This is a genomic window from Ekhidna sp. (assembly GCF_965247405.1).
Lineage (GTDB): Bacteria > Bacteroidota > Bacteroidia > Cytophagales > Cyclobacteriaceae > Ekhidna.
The window spans coordinates 727089-744752 of the sequence record NZ_OZ252014.1; the positions used below are offsets into that span (position 1 = coordinate 727089).

The following is a 17664-nucleotide window of genomic DNA, read 5'->3' on the forward strand; positions in this document are numbered from 1 at the left end:
ATACCTCTAAATCGTAAAATTATGTGGTTTAAAATATTAAAATTCGAGCTTCAGTATCGCAAAAAGCGACCGGCAACTTATGTCTACTTTGCCATTCTTTTTTTAATGGCCGTGCTGACCATGAGCACTGACATCATTCAGGTAGGCGGTGGGTCAGGCTTAGTAAAAGAAAACTCCCCTACTACGATTGCCAATATGATGGCGATCCTTTCAGGTATCATGATGATGATCACATCCGCTATTATGGGCGTGGCTGTCTTGAGAGATTTTGAGCACAATACAGAATCCATGCTCTTTACTACCCCTATTTCCAAATTCGATTATTTACTTGGAAGGTTTTTGGGCTCATTTCTAGTAGTACTTTTCGTATTCTCGGGAATGATGTTTGGTTTTATGCTAGGTGAACTATTTAATCCGGACAAGGATAAAATGCTAGCGTTCAATTTCTATCACTACATTCAACCGTTTGCTACCATTGTCCTGGCTAATCTGTTTTTTACAAGTGCTTTGTTCTTTGTAACCGGAGCTCTATCCAGAAAAATGGTTACGGTGTACGTCCAGTGGATCCTGCTTTTTGCTGTTTATCAAATCGCACTCATTCTTACCAGAGAGGTGGACAACAGAGATTTGGCTGCTCTTATTGATCCTTTCGCCATTCGCACCATCGCTAATAAGATCCAATATTGGACAGTCGCTGAACAAAACAGCATGGTCGTTCCTTTCGAAGGAGTAGTGATGTGGAACAGACTCATGTGGATGGGGATCGGATTACTCACACTCATTATTGGGTATTTTTCATTCAGCTTCAATGTGGTGCGCAAGTCCTGGTTTAAGAAAAAGACCACTAAAGCAGAAAGTGCTTCGAAAACAAGTGTTTCTATCCCATCGGTTAGCTTCAATTTTGGATTCAGCACTTACTTACTCCAGCTTAGAAAGCAAACGTGGTTTTACTTCAAGACTGTGATTAAAAGTGTGCCTTTTCAGGCCATCATCGTCTTTGGCATGTTCCTGATGGTGGTCAATTCATTTTTTGTTGGCCGTGTTTTCGGAACATATACTTATCCCACTACTTACTTAATGATCGAATTGATCACCGGGTCATTTGGACTGTTCTTTTTGATCATCCTGGTGTTTTATTCCGGGGAGCTGGTTTGGAAAGAACGTGATGTTAAAATCAACTTGATACAGGATGCCTTACCAATGCCTGACTTTATAAGCCTCGTTAGCAAATTCATAGGATTGATATTAGTCTTTGTGATACTCAACCTAATTCTAATTGGGTCCGGAGTAATCATACAAGCGGCCAAGGGGTATTATAAGTTTGATCTGCCAGTATATTTCTACACACTATTCACAGAGACATTCTCTTTTGTGATCTTATTCTCCTTGCTGGCATTCTTCGTTCAGGTGATGGTCAACAACAAGTTTCTGGGACATGCGGTGGTGATTGTCTTTTTCATTGCTACTGGCGTGCTAGATCTTCTAGGACTAGAGCATAGCTTGTTTCAATTTGGTAGCGCCAGCCTTGGTACCTATTCTGAAATGAACGGATATGGTCATTTCGTGAAAAGCTTTTCATGGTTTGATCTTTACTGGCTGGCATTCAGCATATTTCTATTTGGTGTTGCTGTTGTGTTTGCAGTGCGAGGGTCAGAAGCTGCTATGAAATGGAGATGGCACATAGGTAAAATGCGTTTATCGAGACCGATTCTTACATTGATCATCACCACGTTTCTCACTTTTGTTATGTCAGGATGTTACATTTTCTACAACACGAATATTGAAAACACGTATAGAAATTCGGATGAACAAGAGGCTATACAAGCTGATTATGAGCGTACACTCAAGAAGTATGAGTATGTAAAACAGCCGAAAATCACTCGAATAGATGTCAGATCAGAACTTTATCCCGATGATCGGGATTATAGTATGGAAGGCACATATACGCTCAAGAATTTCGAAGATCAGCCGATCGACAGCATCCATCTTCAGCTAGGGCTGGACGAAGACCTTACCTATGAGACTGTTACTTTCAGCAGACCAACGACAATTGTAGAGAGCTATGATGAATATCGTTACTACGTTCATCAATTAGAGCAACCCCTTATGCCAGGGGATTCGATTACGATGGACTTTAAATATGTATTTGATTCTGAAGGATTCAAAGAATCAGGCTCCAATACTAGCATTGTGTTCAATGGCACCTTTCTTAATAATGGTAGCTTCCCGAGTTTAGGTTACAATTCCGGGAATGAGCTTGGTAGTGATGATGATCGAAAAGACAATGATCTGGAACCAAAAGAACGCATGATGGAGCGTGATAATCCGATTGGGTTACGTCAGAACTTCATCAGCGACGATTCGCATGGAATAGACTTTGAGATAATCGTAGGAACGGTTCCGGATCAGATCGCTATCGCTCCAGGCTACTTGCAGCGGGAATGGGAAGAAAACGGAAGACGCTACTTCCACTACAAAATGGATCAGAAAATGATGCCTTTTTTCAACATCGTTTCGGCCAGGTATGAGGTGGTTAAAGATAATACCTCGATTGCCTTAAATGACTCAACAGATAGGGAAATTGATCTGGGAATCTATTACCACAAAGGGCATGAATACAATCTGGAAAGCATGATGAAGGGTATGAAGCACTCTTTCAAATACTTCTCTGAGAATTTCAGTCCATACCAATATCGTCAGATGCGTATTCTGGAATTCCCGCGATATGCTTCGTTTGCACAATCATTTGCCAATACAGTTCCTTTTTCTGAAGCTATCGGATTCATGGTGAAGGTTGAAGAAGAGGATGATGTGGATGTTACCTATTTCGTCACCGCTCACGAGCTGGCACATCAGTGGTGGGGCCATCAGCTCTTTCCGGCCAATGTGCAGGGAAGTGCCGTACTTTCAGAATCACTTTCTCAGTATTCGGCACTGATGGTAATGAAGCAGGAGTATCCACAGGAGCATCTCAAAGAGTTCTTAAAAGAGGAATTGAACAGATACTTGAGTGGACGTACCACCGAACAGAAAAAGGAGATGCCACTCGCATTGGCAGAAAATCAAGCATACATACACTACGGAAAAGGTGCTAATATCATGTATGCACTTCAAGATTACATCGGCGAAGACAGTGTGAATGTTGCGCTGAAAAGGTTTATTGATGATTGGGGCTTTGGAGCACTTGAGCGAAATGGCAGATATGCAACAACCATCGATTTGATTGGGTATTTGCGAACGGTCACTGCCGACAGTATGCAAAGCGTAATCACGGACTTTTTTGATAAGATCATATTGTATGAAAACAAAGTGGATGAAGCGACTTATCAGGAAACAGGCAATGGCAAATATGTAGTTACCCTTGATTTGAGTACGAAGAAGATGGAATCTGACAGCCTGGGATTCTCCACACAGGTGGAAATCAGCGACTGGATTGATGTTGGGATCTACACAAAAGATGAAGATGGAGATGAAAAATTCATCTACCTGAAGAAGCATAAATTCACAAGTGATGATAATATCATAGAAATAGAAGTAGATCAAAAGCCTTCATCTGCCGGTGTAGATCCATTAAACAAACTCATCGATAGAAATCCGGATGATAATACTAAGAAGGTGTCAATCGCAGAGTCGACTTAAAAACTCATCCATTCAGAAAGGCAGCCTTGGGCTGCCTTTTTTTATACCACTTATTTAGGTGCCGTGCGGGCAGCTCTGTAGCCATAAGCTGCATTTCTTGGTCCCCCACTCCATGCTCCATAGGTTCGGTATGCAATGGGACTAAAAGGATTGAAATCAGTAATCTCCCCTTTTACTCCGTAATACCCTCCTCCACGATATCCATATCCCTTCACCTCCTGAAAACCTTCCGGCCAACCTTCAACATCGGCAAAACCGTAGTAGCTGATAGATCCATCTCCGTGAACTCCAGTAAATGCTCTGCCTACCTCATCCCCAACGGTGATCACTTTCTCCCACATGCTTCCTGCCAGGTTCATCACCCAGTAGTAGGATGCACCAAACTGAGCCCGATTTGATTCAGAAAGGTCAGCTTCGGTAAGACCACTTAGCATGACTTGATTTTGTGTAACCGGATCTATCCGAAGTGCCATTTCATCAATAGATGAAGAATTCCAGGGATATTCTTGAGCCATCGGTTTTGACGGACCTCTGGATGCTTTTGTGAATTCAAATTCTGTATATGGTCGCAAAGCAGCCCAGTCGGTAAAAGCCATCATATCGTCCCAGTGAAAATAGACGTTTCTACGCTCCGGAGCACCTGCAACATACTTTCCGTCTTTTAGGCTTATAGTGCCACCGTGTTTTTCATAATTCGGTGATCCAAGATTCACTCTAACTGTAGCAGCCGTACTCCCAATCAGATTCAAAAATTTGGCATATAGGCCTTGTGATACTTCATACTTCATAATATAGAAGGCGTCATAGCCCTTAGGAAATTCTGAGGGTATGGGTCCTTGCTGATCACCCTGATAGATCTTTTCCTCACTTTGATAGTATAGGCTTCCACTTTCAGGACCTACAGGTATTTCCTGAATTTCAGACGTGATCTCAACAAGACCATCAAAATTTCCTTCCCCATCCGATTGATAAAATGCACCAAAATTGAGTGCCTTTTTATCCGGGTCACCAAGGGTAAAGCTCCCTTCAGGGATATAGACCATTTCAATCGCAGCAGGCTCCACTCGTTCGAAACGTGTCCTTAGAGGAGTCTTAACGGTATCTCTTTCTACGGTAATATGATAGAGCAAATCACCTCGGTATTTGCTTCCACCATATACAAACACTCCGGACCCGTCATCTGCAACTTCTACTTTCGCATCTGGCATAGATGAATCACCTTTCCATACCATTTTACCAGTTCCGGGTTTTAGAAATTGATGAGTCGTATTGTATCCCTGATCCAGCTTGAAAAAAACCCATGAAGCATCGTGATTTCGGTCATTGTTCCAACTGTTTTCCCATTCAATTGTGAAATTGATCGAAGGTGGTCGATCTCCAAAGGCACTCACCGTTTCCACGTAGGTGATTTTTACGTCAGTTGCCATGCAAACGAAATTGCTGCTGACCATAAGAGCAATGAGAATTACTTCTTTCCAGTTCATATTGATAAGTTTTTGACCCAACTCAATTTAAAAAGGATTATCAAGAAATACTGACCATCCATGTAATCCCTTTTTACTTCGCACTCCCCATGCATTACCTTTATATGTCTAAAATGAAATCACCATGAGATCCGTTTTTGCGATAATTCTTTTATCATTTATTGGGGTATCATTCGGTCAGGACGTGCCAGGATATTCCGGAAAATTCAACGCTATTGATCGATTATTAGAACCACCCAGCCCCTACCGAACAGCCTCAGGAGCTCCCGGGGAAGACTACTGGCAGCAACGAGCAGATTACAAAATCAAAGCTTCAATTGATGAAAATACCAATGAGCTAATTGGTGAGGAGACCATCACTTACTACAACAATTCACCACACGAGCTTAAATTTCTCTGGCTCAACATTGAGCAAAATGTAAACAGAAAAGGAAACGAAGATTTTGGAGATGTGCTTGGAGGAGTTCAGGATTCCATTTCTTCCCTTCAAATGCAATACCTACTCAGACCAATTGACTTTCCGGCAGGAACAGACATTCAGTGGATTAGGGATGCAAGTGGAAAGCCTTTGGATTATATCGTAAACAATACGCTTCTTAGAATCAATTTACCTGAACCATTGCAATCGGGAGAAAACATCAGCTTTTCCATCAAGTGGAAAAATTACATCACTGATCGAGCCAAATTCTTACTTTCACGTGAGGGGTATGAGTATTTCCCAGAGGATGATAATAAGGTGTTTTTGTTGGGTCATTGGTTTCCGAGAATGGCCGTATATAATGACACTGAAGGCTGGCAAAACAAGCAATTCAGAAGACTGGGTGAGTTTGCGCTAGAGTTTGGCGACTATGAAGTGGAGCTTACCGTTCCTGCAGATCACATTGTTGCTGGTACGGGTATCCTATCCAATGAATCAGAAGTATTGACTAAGACCCAGAGAGACCGGTTAGCGAAAGCTCGAAATTCCTTTGATGAACAACTGTTCATCGTAACTCCTGAAGAGGCTGAGAAAAACGAATCAACCAAAACCACGGAAACAAAAACTTGGAAATTCAAAGCACAGAACGTACGTGACGTAGCATTTGCCAGCTCCCGTAAATTCATTTGGGACGCAATGGCCGTAAAGCTGCCTACCAACACAGTAATGGCTATGTCATTCTATCCAAAAGAGGGCTTGCCGGTCTGGACAGAAGAATCTACTAACGCAGTAAAGCAGGCATTGGAGGTATACTCAGAAGCCACCTTTGATTACCCCTACCCGACTGCTATATCTGTAAATACCTCTAACATCGGCATGGAATTTCCGATGATCTCCTTCAATGGAGGACGACCCGTAAATGGACAGATCAGTGAAGCTGCCAGACGAGGCATGACCAGCACCATTATTCATGAGGTTGGTCACAATTGGTTCCCCATGATTGTGAGCTCAGATGAGCGCAAATGGATGTGGATGGATGAAGGGTTGAATACGTTCCTGCACCAGCGAACACTGGCGGAACGCTACCCTCAATGGAGTAGCACCAGACCAAAAGACATAGTAACATTCATGATGGGCGATCAGAAGACTTTACGTCCAATCATGACCAATTCCGACAATGATTTGCTTTTTCAAATGGGTGCCAATTTCTACCAGAAGCCTACAGTAGGCCTACAGATGTTGAGAGAAACCATCGTTGGAAAAGAGCTTTTTGACATTGCCTTCAAAGAATATGCAAACAGGTGGAAGTACAAGCATCCGAATCCCTCAGACTTCTTCAGGACGCTAGAGGATGGAACAGCGACAGATTTGGATTGGTTTTTCAAAGGCTGGTTTTTTACTACGGAAACATGGGACGTAGACTTAGCGGAAGTAAAGTGGTTTCAACTAAAGGATGATCAGGCGATCGTTGAAAACAAACGACAGAGAGGGGATACCAAGCGTATATCCGGCAAAAGCGAAGGAAATGACGGAATGGACTTTTCAGACGGACCACAGCCATTTTCACTGGCTACAACCACTGATGGAGCATACGGTCAATTCCTAAGCAGACTGGATGAGGGGAAAATGCGCGAACAGCTTTCAGGTAAGAATATCTACGAACTAACCTTCAAAAACAAAGGGGGCCTTGTGATGCCTGTGATAATTGAATGGACCTATGCAGATGGATCAAAAGAAATACAGCAACTTCCCGCAGAAATATGGAGGTTAAACGAAGCTCAGGTTACTAAAACGTTTCTGAAAGAAAAGGAAGTCGTAAATATTGCTATTGATCCTGATCAACAACTTCCAGATGTGAATTTGGAGAACAATATTTTCCCAAGAGAGAAACAAACTGATAAATTTGAGGAAATGAAAGATGAGTAACTTTGTTACAAAAATCATCACCACATGTCAGAAAACGAAGATATAATACCAAACATACGGTTTAATCCAACCACCGGATTAATCAGGATTGAAGGTCGCTCGGCGATGAGAGATGTGCAGGATTTCTATTTGCCCTTCATCGAGCAAATAAAAAACACTACTGTCCCAACATTTATTGTTGAGATCAAGCTGGAGCATTTCGATACGGGAACAATGAAGTGCTTATATCAAATGATGCTTGAGCTAAAAGAAAAGCAGGCCATGGGCGCCATGGTAATGGTTCGCTGGTTTAGCGAGGAGGGTGATGAGGATCACAAAGAGTTAGGTGAAGATCTGGAGAGTAGATCCGGACTTAAGTTTAACTACGTTAATAAATAAAAAAAGCCTCACAAACTGTGAGGCTTCCTTTGCTATTGCTTCTTATTCTTTAGTGCCTTGCACTGTTACTCCAAACTGCTTCAATTCCATCGTCATTGACGTTTTATCGCCAGTATCATCGAAAGATATAACTACCTGACCATCTAGAGATTGCCATTTATCTTCCTTCGGTAATACCACCATATTCATTCCTGCAGCAGGGACCTTAACTTTTACCAGCCCATCCTCTTTTTCCATCATGGCATTGATGTTAAAGTTGGCTATCGTATAATTTCCAAGTATCGATTCCGGCACTTCCACACCAGACATTCGCTCTTGCAATGATGGATAGAAATTATCGGTATCATCCAGATCAGGCACACTGGCATTCACCGAAATGGTTTCAATTTTCTTATATTCAGGTATAGAAATTACGACCTCCTTTTTACCATAAATGGACTTTCCTGACATGGTTGTTTCATAGTCAGTACCATTATCATACTTCACTTCCACTTTTACGGGAACCGGTCTGCTGCCAGCATTAACGATTGTCAGCTTATCTTTCTTTATGCCTCCAATCTTTACATCCGGTGCTCCAAAATCAAAAAACCATGGCTTCCAGAGCCAGCTAAGATCTTGTCCACTTACATCCTCCATGGTATAGAAGAAATCAAAAGGGATTGGAGATTTTTTAGCCCACCTGTTGATGTATTCCTTATATGCTTTAAAGAACACCTCATCACCTAGATGCTGATGAAGCATCGAATAAATAAATGCGGGTAGCGGGTAAGCTGAGTATCCGTAGTTTGAACCATCCATAAACTGAGATGAAGCAAATAATGGCAGATCTTCATACTGCCCCTGCATTCCACCTACACTCCCCTTAAAATTGGTGAAAAGTGGAGAATCGTCACCCTGAAAAAAGCGATTCGTCACCAATGAAGTAATGTAGTCTGCCCATCCTTCATCCATCCAGGCAAAGCGTCGTTCGTTTACTCTCACATACATTGGAAAGTACATATGGAACATTTCATGAACGGTTACTCCCAGACCAGGACCTCCATTATAGGCCATCATAGGGAATTCCATTCCACCTCCGCCAAGTCCAATGAAAGTTGTAAAACGGGGATATGGATATGGCATTCCCGGAATATCCTCAGAGAAATGCTTCATCGTCTTTTGTTGGTTAGGAGTCATCGCTGCGAAAGCCTGCGGATTACCCATTGGGTATACCGAACTAATCAACACGTCCTTGCCATCCACTTTTTGGGAAGCAGCATTCCACTCATAATGATCACTCATCGCAAATGCAAAATCAGGCACTTCGTCTGCTTTGAATTTCCAGGTACCTGACTTATGAGAAAAGTCGCCATTCAGGTCATCTCCTCCAATGATATCCATTGGCTCTATTGCGGTTAAGGCCGAATTGTAACGATCAAGAATTTCATCATTGAATACTTCGTCCGGGTTTTGCAGCACACCGGTTGCCCAGATGGTGAATGACTCTGGTGCAGTGAATTCCACATTGAAGTTTGCAAGATTGTTATAAAACTCAGTTCTAAAAGTGTAATCCTGGGTATCCCAACCAAACACATCATCATATACGGCGATTTGTGGATACCAGTATGCTACGAAGAATGATGTGCTATCGGCTACTCCAGTTCTCCGATTGGTATAAGGAATGACGGTTTCCCAATTGATTGCTAGTTCAATACTCCCTCCGCTTTTTACCGGCTCATCCAGTCGTATAAAAAGGTTGGTGCCATTGCGATTAACAGATCTACTCTCCAGATCAATTGAATCACCACGAACCTGCACCATATTGAGCGTTACTCCATCATTCACGTCTCGCTCATCCACACGCATCAAACGTGGGTTTGCTTTTCTAAATACGTCATTGTACAAGCGCACCACAATGGTGGAAAGATCATCCGGGCTATTGTTTTGATATGTGATCGTGGACTGCCCTTCTATTCCTCTGTTTTTAGGATTAAGGGTTGCTTGGATATCATAGTCTACGGTGTTATGCCAATAATTTGGGCCTGGTTTACCATCGAAAGATCGGGTACCTTTATCGTAGGCTTGCTGCATTTCCTTTGGCATAAACAGTCGCTTCTCCTGTGCCATTAAGGATAGACTAAGCATAATTGTAATTAGTGAAAATACTTTTCTCATAGTGATTTTATTTTTGAATAAGATGATGCGTAAAGAAAAACAAAATGTCACGGAAGTGAAGAGCCGTTGGTGGAATTGACTGCCTCAACTACTCTAAAGCCATCTGCCTACTTTTTCACAGTAGCTCACATACTCCTTGCCAAAAACCTTAATGAGTGATTCCTCCTCAGGACGGATTTGATACCTGTCTAAATACCAAATAAAGAAGATAACTCCACTCATTGATAGCGGGTTTCCGATACGTATGAGACCGCCTATCAACACAAGAGCCATCCCTAGATACATCGGATTTCTGGTGTATTGATAGATACCAGATGTGACCAAAGAGCTGGCTTTCTCCGGATGAAGCGGATCCACCGTAGTTCTTTTCATTCGAAATGCAATAATTCCTGAAAATGCTACCAATACACCCAAAGCAAGGCATATCCTGGATAGTAAGGTTTGATATGAAAATGAATATGACCAGTGTGGAATGAAATAATAAGCTCCAAACATCACACCCAGACTAAAGAAAAAAATTACTACTGGTGGTATTTTCAATTTCATCAGGGTAAGATAATAGTAAAAACAAAAAAGCCCCATCCCAAACAAAGGGGATAGGGCCATTACGATTAGGTTAAACCTTGACTTACTTTTTCACGAATTTTTTCATAAGTGATTTACCACCATCATCTACCAAGTGAATCATATACATTCCTGCATTTAAATCACCAACATAGACTTTTCCACTATCCAATTGGCCTCTGTCTACAGCCTGGCCATTTAGATTGGTGATGGTATATGATACTTCATTTCTAGTAGAAGCAATGGTCAATCGATCCTCTACCTGATAGTTTGGATACATGCTTACACTTACCGCAGTTCCCACAGAAGATGATGACTGAATGGCATAAGATGAAGTAGCACCACCAACGCAGAATGCAGTGGTCTCGCTAGATCCAAATGCCCCACCTGATGCAAGAGTTGTACTTCCATCGACAAGGCTGTATGAGCCATTGCCATATGAGCAGCAGATACCGTCACCGTAAGAATCATTGATCACAAAATCGTAGCATCCATCAGCAAGTGTAATTACTTCAGTAACTGTCGATCCATCAGGCTGAGAACCATAGGTTCCTCCGGATGCTATCACTGTTCCTCCATCTCTGATCTCCCAGCTTGTTTCTTCAGGATAGTTATCCAGAACGATAGTCAGAGTGACATCTGTATCGCTTGATGTTCCGTCAGTCACTTTCAGGTCATCAATTGCAATATCACTTGACCATCCATTTCCAGTGGTTCCCACCATACGTAACTTCACATCACCACCCAGGTAAGATGCAAGGTTAATGCTGGCAGACTGCCAAGAGTTGCCTTGATTTCCAGATTGAGACCACAAGTTTGTCCAGTTGTTGCCATCGGTAGAAGCCTCAACCACTAGTGATCCAATATTATTTCCATACATATGGTACTGGAAAGAGAATGTTGCGGCACTTTGTCCTGAAAGATCAACACATGGGCTTTCCAAAATAGCTGTTGCATTGCTACCGATTTGGCCGGTACTTCCATTGGTTGAAGCTTCCAAGAACATGTAATATGATCCTTCCGCTGCTGAGCTTGGTCCTGTTCCTGATGAAGGTGTCCCGTTTGCGTCACGTACCCAGTTTCCATCATCTCCAGTTACTTGTGTCCATCCGTCACCACTCTCAAACCCTTCAGAATAAGGGAGTGTAACAGTGGATGAGCAAGTCATACCGCTACTTTGAGTCGTAACCTGTAGTGGACTACTAGCAGCCGACTCATTGCCTGCGGCATCTTTCGCAACTACTGTAAATGTATAGGTCGTTCCAGCTGCTAATCCAGTGACATTTGCAGAGGTTCCTGTTACGGAACCAATGTTTGAACTACCTTGATATACGTCATATCCTGTTACACCAACGTTATCCGTTGAAGCGGTCCAGTTCAAGGTTAAAGATGTTTGAGTCACATTTGAAGCAGAAAGGTTTGTAGGAGCAGTCGGTGCTTGAGTATCACCAGTGCTTCCTGTAATATTTACCGTGTAGTCCTCTACCTCACCATATTGGAAAGACTCACATGAAGTTGGTATTCCATTGTATTTCATGGATACCCTCATTCGTGTATTACCTTCAGCAGCGCTACTAGGTACAGTGAAGCTTCCGGATACCGGAGTGTTTTGTGTTGCACTTTGTGTCCACACCTGCTCACCCGCATCGGTGAAATCACCATCTTTATTGTAGTCAATCCACACGCTGTATGCTTCATTATAGACTGTTCCAGTCCACGTTGGGGTAACAGTTATAGTAACGGAAGCATCCTTTGCCAGATCCGTAGACTGGCTGGTGAAGTCGCCATATCCACCTGAAGAAGCCCCTGTACTATTATCTATTGACCCAAGCTGAACTCTACTGATATACTCGTCGCTGGTATTGTTTCCATTTGATGAGCAATAGTTGAGTTGCACTTCAGTTGTAGTGAAGTTTACTGAACTTGAATATGCTGAGTTAGATCCATCAGAACACTTGCTACGTACCTGAGCTTCATATTGAGTCTGTGGAGTTAATCCGGTAAGACTTGCCGATGCACCAGAAGTAGCCTGGGTCGCCCAGGTAGAAGTTCCTGTTTCTCTGTATCGAACATCATAAGTAGCACCTGAAACTGCATTCCACGAAAGTGTTGCTGTAGATGAACCTACATTAGAAGCAGAAAGCCCTGTTGGTGTGGTGGCTGTACAAGGCTGGGAAGCCCCAAGTCCTGTTACGATTAATGAGTAATCCTGACTACCGCCACTCAGAGACCCTTTATGAGTAACTGTGATGGTGTAAGAGCCGGTAGCACTTGCGATATCTACTCGCTCATAAGGATCTACCGTATTATCTCCAGTACCATTCGAGTTAATTCCTGTCAGTCTGTATGGATTATAAGTAGTTGCACCCTGTGAAACACTGATGTCCAGGTCATTGACCAGTACCGGGGTGCCGTCATTGGCTGTACCCGTATTTGCTGTACCAGCCGGATCAGTCCAGGAGATAGATGCCATCAAGGGACTGCTTCCGTCAGAATCAACATCCAATGTATAGGTCTGTCCAGGACTTAGTGTAAGTTCAGAGACAATAGAAGCTCCTCCATTTGAGCTAACTACCTCAGCAGCTTTCTTCGCATTCAATAATCCCCAACCATAAATCACATCAGGCCCTGAGATTCCAGCATCATCTGCTGTATGAAGGGCTAATCCTTTCAATGTAGCAGCTCTCATGAATGATCCATTCACATTGTTATAATGCTGCTGAAGAAGTAACAAAGTTCCTGTTACATTTGGTGATGCCATTGATGTTCCAGAAATCGAATTATATGCTACGTCACTGTTGTCGTAAGTAGAGTAAACTCCTGATCCATTACCAGTAATGTCTGGTTTAATTCTGTAATCATCGGTAGGCCCTTCACTACTGCTGCTGCTGATCACAACAGAGTTAAAAGATCCATCATTGTTTACGTTGGCATCCTGACCATTCGCAACCACCATGTTGTTTTTAGCTGTGGAATGCCCGGTAAGCTTATCATAAGCAGACTGTCCGGCAAGCGGTTGTCCGTTTGAGGAGTTGTCGTTACCATCATTACCAGCCGCTACTACCATCAGGTAGTAAGGGGAGTTGTACATCAGGTTGTCCCAATCTCTGGACTCATCTATATAGGCACCAAAATACCAATCTGGTACCAAGTCTGCTCTGTAACCATATGAATGGTTTGAAAGGAGCATTCCGCTTGCAGCCTCAGTCGTAGCTTCAGATAGGTCATTATTCCAATCATGGGTCAATGCCTGTGCCTGAGGAGCCATTCCTTTTGCGGCAGCCTGAACACCGGAAGCAACGATTGTTCCGGTTACGTGCTGTGCGTGGAAGCTGTTTCCATTAAGGCCGGTTACACCATCATTGATGGTTACCCTGTTGTTTCCACCAGGACCATCAAATTCCTGGTGTGTTACTCGAGTCGGGCCTCCATCCCACACATGGGCCGTCATATTCTGACCATCCAGACTGAGACCAAGAGAACCACCAATATTGAGATGATCAGCTCTGGTCGATCGCGCGGCATCTGCATTAAAGATCGTGTAGTAGATTGGTTTACCATCTCTTGAAACAGCAACCAACTCATCTACTGAGCCATCTGAATTAGGTTTAAGGATTTCCCAACCTCTCATTGACGCCATGTTGATGGCTTGAGCTCTTCGACTGTCTTCTTTTTGCTTGAATTCCTGTCGTAGTTGGGTTAGTCTTGATTTGTCATAGGTGTTGCTGATCTCTTGCCGCTGCTGAAACGTCTGGGCAAAAGAGGTAGTAGTGGACACAATAAAGGCTAGCAACAATGCCTTTACGAGTCGCTCTGTTCTTCTCATAATAAACAATACGATTAGTTAAAAAATATTAAGGGGCTGGTTGAAGAGGTGCTGACATAAGTAGTCAGGGTGGAGAGGTAAAGAGGCTAAATAAAGCCCTTACCAATCGCTTTAATCTTCTCATAATAAATCGATTAGGTTAATAATTAATCCAACGAATATAAGGCAATATTTCAGCGACTTCCAACAAACTTTGATTAACAAAATAGAATTCGGTGTTTTATTCTGTTATTATAATATTATTAGAATTTTATTTTTAAATAGTCTGTTTTTCAGAATGTGTTAAGAATGATTTGTACTTAAGAAAGACTGAAGTGTATTATCAAATGATAATAAATATTTCTTGTTATCGACTAATAATAAAATTTTATAGACGAATGTTGATATATTAGGAAATATTCATTTGAAATCAGGAAATACCAATGACGAGATCTTTATCTGGATTTGCACTTGTTTTAATACTTATCACTTCCTCTTGCATTGCTCAAAAGCGCTTTGAAAATTTTGGAGAACTAAAAGGTGTAATTGGGATCTTTGAAGGGAATTGCATGCCGGGTCCCGGTGTTCCTCCTTGTGAACCTAAGCCCATTTCCACAACTGTTTATATAACTCAGCTAAATCAAGACTTCCAGTGGGAATTGCTTGTTGATAGTGTTAGTTCCAATGATGTAGGCGTCTACTCGATCAAGCTACCTGAAGGATCTTACAGTTTGTTTCTTAGAGATGAGAACAGTTTTGTTTGCGACGTGATTGAATGTCCTGATGAATGTTATTGTCACCCTTTTGAGATTGTAGCTGATTCGACCACAGTAATCAATGCCAATCTGGATCATGCTACCTGGTGATTAGAGTGACTTATGACTGCCGTCACAAAATCCAGGATTACTTGTTCGCTTGCACATACACAAGTAAGCAGTTTTGGTTGCTTCTGCTTTAAAGACGACTGGTGAAAAATTGGTCCCTCCATGGGATCCATCGCAAAAGGGTTGGTTGTCGGATTGACCACAAGCACACCAAGCATACGTGTTTCCTTCTTCCAGATCTACCGGTTTTGGATTTTTATCAGCAATTTTTGGTTCCTTCATACTACAGGTGTTTAGGTTTATTAAAATAATACCTACCCCAATTAAATTGTTCAAAAAAAATCAAATAACCTATTCATTGTCTTTCCTTTCGACTAATAAAACAAAGCCCTCATCCAAAATGAGATAGCCCTGCTCATAGCAAAACCGGTAGATGTCTCCTGCTTTCGTTGTATAAGAATTCGTATAAAAATCAAAATCAAATCCTTTCTTCAGCAATTTATCTCGATGTGTCTTTTTCTTTCCATCTGGGTTTAGCTCAGATAAAATTCGTCTGTTCCTAGCAAGCGTGTTGTTTACATTTCTCATGTAATTAGTTGCAGCTGAATTTGCCTTATTGTTATAGGCATTTCTACAGGCGTCAGAACAAAACTTCTTGTCTATCCGCCCGTGAACGGCTCTTCCGCATTCGGGACATTCTCTAATTTCCATATTTCTAAAGTATTGATTTACAAGCATAAATCCAATTACAAACGACTACAAACGGATAATAAATGACTACAAATATTTAAAAACCGAATCCACCTTTCCACTTGCTAAACCTTTGCTCTCGTCAAACGACACATTCATCTACCAACGGATGAATCTTTAAATAACTTAAATATTTTTATCATGACAAGTTTAAAAAACAGCGTACAACTAATTGGTAGATTAGGTAACGAACCAGAAGTGAGAACATTCGATAGTGGCAAGAAAATGGCCACCTTCTCACTCGCAACAAACGAGACGTATTACAACAACAAAGGTGAAAAAGTAACGGACACACAATGGCACAATATTGTGGTATGGGGCAAGAAAGCAGACGTGGTGGAGAACTACCTGAAGAAAGGTAGCGAAATCGCGCTGGAAGGAAAGCTCATAAACCGGTCATATGAGAAAGAGGGTGTAAAGAAATACATCACAGAGGTTAATATGAATGAGCTCCTCATGATGGGAAAGAAAGACTGAGATTTATTTCAAATTAGAAAAGCCCGACTATGAATGATAGTCGGGCTTTTTTGCTTCTAAATATTAGCTCCTTGAAATTGAGATTTGTTCTAGTGCTTTATTCTTTGAGAGTGCTCCCTTGTCATAATCCTGAAGTGTTTTCATTTTCACTGTTACTTTAATTTCATCAGGCATTTCACAACCTCTACATTCTGTAAGTCTAACTTTGAAAATAAGCATCTCATTAGCATCCAAACTCTTTATGGTACGACCATAATCCAAAAGGTTTTCTTTAAAGGATTTTTCAAAATCCGGATACATAGCATTGATTTTCTCATCTCGTTCTTCCTGAGTTAGTCCTGACTCTCCTGTAGTTCGTATAGTGTGAATACCTCCGTCACTTGTGGAAGAGTAAAATTTTAAACTGAAAGTGACTCCCATATTTTTCAACTTGTTATATGCTATGCGACGCGATGAAAGATAATAGGTAGATGATAGGTCAGGCTCATACAGTCGTGAGAAAATGGTAGCAAACAATTCTATATCCTTTGCTACCTCTTCGCCCTCTTCAGAAAATTCAATTTTTCCCATAAATTCATCACGAGTGAGCTTCCCCTGCTTGTAGGATGTAATATCACTTTTTAATACCTGCGCTGACATACCAGCTGAGGATTTATTGCTTCCACGCGAGTTGAATATGTATACTTCATTTCGACTTTTGGTTTGAACCACGATCCGATCACTTGGTTTTAGCTGCCCAATTAAATCTGCATAGTCTGCCAAAAATATTTCTATTTGTTCCCGAGTTTCTGCCTCCATCTCCTCCATTATTTCAGATTCATCAACTTTTATCTCCTCTTCATCATCGGGATCGATATCAACAATCACATTGGCATCACCTTCTTTATCCCTACGCTCTTTGGCATCCCTTTTAACTCGTGAATCAATGATGGTTACTCCACTACCACTAGTAGAGTAAGCCACTCTCCCACTTCCTGTCGATTTGAATACAAAAGGCTTCATGGGTATAGTAAATATTACACCATAATCGGGCACATAATTACTTTCAATATTATCGTTGTAAAAAATCCGACTATCTTGTTCGGACAGGGTGCCAAGTATATCCTCGGCTATCTTAAGATCCCTAGCCATACGTTCAACATCAATCTCTTGAGCACTGCTAAGGAATGCTACTACAATAAAGCAGCAATACATCATAACTCTATTTATCGTATTCATCTTAATATTCATTATCGTCCTTTTCAT

General features: G+C 41.8%; 12 protein-coding genes. 5 read left to right on the forward strand and 7 right to left on the reverse strand.

Annotated elements, in window-relative coordinates:
• The first annotated feature begins 21 nt into the window (after nt 1–21).
• Nucleotides 22–3639, forward strand: a complete 3618-nt coding sequence (locus tag ACP14Y_RS03240; protein WP_424961536.1) for a M1 family aminopeptidase — start codon at nt 22–24, stop codon at nt 3637–3639.
• A gap of 50 nt (nt 3640–3689) precedes the next feature.
• Here ACP14Y_RS03240 and ACP14Y_RS03245 read toward each other — a convergent pair whose 3' ends face one another.
• Nucleotides 3690–5123 carry an SUMF1/EgtB/PvdO family nonheme iron enzyme gene (locus ACP14Y_RS03245; protein ID WP_424961537.1) on the reverse strand — a complete coding sequence of 478 codons (1434 nt, stop codon included), beginning with the start codon at nt 5121–5123 and terminating at the stop codon, nt 3690–3692.
• A 124-nt stretch (nt 5124–5247) separates the two neighbouring features.
• Between ACP14Y_RS03245 and ACP14Y_RS03250 the strand changes: the two genes are divergently transcribed.
• Entirely contained in the window at nt 5248–7467 is a 2220-nt protein-coding gene (locus ACP14Y_RS03250) for a M1 family metallopeptidase (RefSeq protein ID WP_424961538.1), read from the forward strand.
• 24 nt (nt 7468–7491) lie between these two features.
• Entirely contained in the window at nt 7492–7845 is a 354-nt protein-coding gene (locus tag ACP14Y_RS03255) for a SiaC family regulatory phosphoprotein (RefSeq protein ID WP_424961539.1), read from the forward strand.
• Nucleotides 7846–7887: 42 nt separating this feature from the next.
• Here ACP14Y_RS03255 and ACP14Y_RS03260 read toward each other — a convergent pair whose 3' ends face one another.
• From ACP14Y_RS03260 to ACP14Y_RS03270, 3 genes are all read right to left on the reverse strand, one after another.
• Nucleotides 7888–9999: a M1 family metallopeptidase gene (locus tag ACP14Y_RS03260; RefSeq protein WP_424961540.1), complete on the reverse strand. Its 2112-nt coding sequence runs from the start codon at nt 9997–9999 to the stop codon at nt 7888–7890.
• A 93-nt stretch (nt 10000–10092) separates the two neighbouring features.
• Nucleotides 10093–10545 (reverse strand): methyltransferase family protein, encoded by a 453-nt coding sequence (locus ACP14Y_RS03265; RefSeq protein ID WP_424961541.1) that lies wholly within the window; start codon nt 10543–10545, stop codon nt 10093–10095.
• Between the two features lie 82 nt (nt 10546–10627).
• Complete coding sequence (locus ACP14Y_RS03270) at nt 10628–14389, reverse strand: S8 family serine peptidase (RefSeq protein WP_424961542.1); 3762 nt, start codon at nt 14387–14389, stop codon at nt 10628–10630.
• Between the two features lie 422 nt (nt 14390–14811).
• Here ACP14Y_RS03270 and ACP14Y_RS03275 point away from each other — a divergent pair, with 422 nt between their 5' ends.
• Nucleotides 14812–15234: a hypothetical protein gene (locus tag ACP14Y_RS03275; RefSeq protein ID WP_424961543.1), complete on the forward strand. Its 423-nt coding sequence runs from the start codon at nt 14812–14814 to the stop codon at nt 15232–15234.
• Here the strand turns inward: ACP14Y_RS03275 and ACP14Y_RS03280 are convergent, their stop codons facing one another.
• On the reverse strand, nt 15235–15474 hold the full coding sequence (locus ACP14Y_RS03280; protein ID WP_424961544.1) for a CDGSH iron-sulfur domain-containing protein: 240 nt from the start codon (nt 15472–15474) through the stop codon (nt 15235–15237).
• 69 nt (nt 15475–15543) lie between these two features.
• A complete protein-coding gene (locus ACP14Y_RS03285) occupies nt 15544–15903 on the reverse strand; it encodes a hypothetical protein (protein WP_424961545.1) in 360 nt (119 codons plus the stop codon).
• 180 nt (nt 15904–16083) lie between these two features.
• On the opposite strand from ACP14Y_RS03285, the gene ACP14Y_RS03290 reads away from it, so the two are divergent.
• A complete protein-coding gene (locus tag ACP14Y_RS03290; protein ID WP_424961546.1) occupies nt 16084–16419 on the forward strand; it encodes a single-stranded DNA-binding protein in 336 nt (111 codons plus the stop codon).
• A gap of 63 nt (nt 16420–16482) precedes the next feature.
• Here the strand turns inward: ACP14Y_RS03290 and ACP14Y_RS03295 are convergent, their stop codons facing one another.
• Nucleotides 16483–17664 carry a hypothetical protein gene (locus ACP14Y_RS03295; RefSeq protein WP_424961547.1) on the reverse strand — a complete coding sequence of 394 codons (1182 nt, stop codon included), beginning with the start codon at nt 17662–17664 and terminating at the stop codon, nt 16483–16485.